The sequence below is a fragment of the Stenotrophomonas pictorum JCM 9942 genome (assembly GCF_001310775.1).
GTDB lineage: Bacteria > Pseudomonadota > Gammaproteobacteria > Xanthomonadales > Xanthomonadaceae > Stenotrophomonas > Stenotrophomonas pictorum.
The window spans coordinates 1-1,792 of record NZ_BAZI01000470.1; the positions used below are offsets into that span (position 1 = coordinate 1).

Sequence of the window (1,792 nt, forward strand, 5' to 3'; positions counted from 1 at the left end):
CCACCGAGCCGGGATGCTTGAGCTCGCGCAACGCTGCCTGCACCGGCGCATCGCCCGGCAACACCACCCCGGCCTTGCTGCCGGCAGCTTCGTCATCGCCGCGCAGGTGCCCGGGCAACTTGGCCTCGCTGTAGTCAGCCAGGCTGGCCGGCAAGTCCTTGGGCAGATCGGCCGGATCGGGCTGCAGCTCCACGTCGGGGATGATGCCGGTGGCCTGGATGGATTTGCCGCTGGGGGTGTAATAGCGCGCGGTGGTGAGCTTCACCGAATCACCGTTGTCCAGCGGCAGCACGGTCTGCACAGAGCCCTTGCCGAAGGTGCGGCTGCCGACAATGCGGGCCCGCTGGTTGTCACGCAAAGCCCCGGCCAGCACTTCGGAGGCGCTGGCCGAGCCGGCATCGGTGAGCACCACCACCGGTGCGCCCTGCATGAGGTCGCCCGGAGTGGCATCGAACGTCGCATCGCTGATGGAGATGCGCCCGCGCGTGCTGACGATGCCGCCCTTCTCCAGCAGGTCGTCGGCCACCTGCACCGCAGCGGTGAGCAGGCCGCCCGGATTGCTGCGCAGGTCCAGCACCAGCCCCTTGAGCTTGCCGCCGGCCTGGGCCTGCAGCTGCGCCACATGCTTCTGGAAGTCGCTGCCGGTATCGGCCTGGAAGGTGCTGATGCGGATATAGCCATAACCGGGCTCCAGCATCTTGCTGCGCACGCTGGTGACGCGGATGGTTTCGCGGGTGACGCTGACGTCGAACGGCTTTTCGCCCGCGCGCTCGATGGTCAGCACCACCGAGGTGCCCGCCGGGCCGCGCAACGGCTCCATCGCCTCGATCGCACTGATCGGCTGGCCATCGATGGCGATGATCAGATCACCGGCGCGCAGGCCGGCCCGGGCCGCCGGAGTGTCATCGATCGGCGATACCACCTTGAGCGTGTCTTCCTGCTGCTGCAGTTCCACGCCGATGCCTTCGTAGGCGCCGGTGGCCTGCTCGTCGAACGCCTGCGCGTCTTCCTTGTCGAAATAGGTGCTGTGCGGATCCAGCTCCAGCAACAGGCCGCGTACCGCCGACTGCATCAGCTTCTTGTCGTCGACCGGATCGACATAGGCCGCACGCGCCGCGTTGTAGACCCCGACAAAGCGGCGGATCTCATCCAGCGGCACGCGCGAGGTGACCGACTCCTTGGCATCGGGATCATCGGCGCTGACGGCCTTGTCCGGGGCGCTCTGTGCCAGCGCGACCGCAGGAGACAGGGCGAACAGCAGGGCTGCAGCAAGACGGGCTACGCGCATGAACCACTCCATGAGAAAACAGGCCCGCGCCCGAAGCGCGGTCGTTTCGATTATGCGCGATGCCCGGCTAAATTCCCGTTGAACCGGCGCCGGCGGCGCTCAGCCTGGGTTACTGGCGCTGCAGCCAGGTGGCCGGGTCCACCGGCTGGCCATGGCGGCGCAATTCGAAATACAGCGCGGTGGTGCCCTGCCCACCGGAGTTGCCCACCTTGGCCACCGCATCGCCGCGCTTGATCCGCGCGCCGGCATCTTTGAGCAACGCGTCGTTGTGTGCGTACAGGCTCAGGTAACCGTTGCCGTGATCGACAATCAGGATCATGCCGTAGCCGGTCATCCAGTCGGAAAACACCACGGTGCCATCGGCCACCGCGGTGACGGTGGTTCCGGCCGGGGCACCGATCAGCACGCCGGTGCTGCTGCGCCCGTCGGGCAAGCGGCCGCCATAACGGGCCAGCAGATTGCCCGACAGTGGCCAGCCCAGTCCGCCGACCTTCGGCGCCGGTG

2 protein-coding genes are annotated in these 1,792 nt (G+C 67.6%); both read right to left on the minus strand.

Translation table 11 applies throughout. The features are described 5' to 3' along the window. On the minus strand, positions 1-1,288 hold a 1,288-nt coding region (locus JCM9942_RS15115), incomplete at its 3' end, for a S41 family peptidase (protein WP_054660664.1). A gap of 109 nt (positions 1,289-1,397) precedes the next feature. Continuing rightward, on the minus strand, positions 1,398-1,792 hold a 395-nt coding region (locus JCM9942_RS15120), incomplete at its 5' end, for a murein hydrolase activator EnvC family protein (protein ID WP_157722969.1).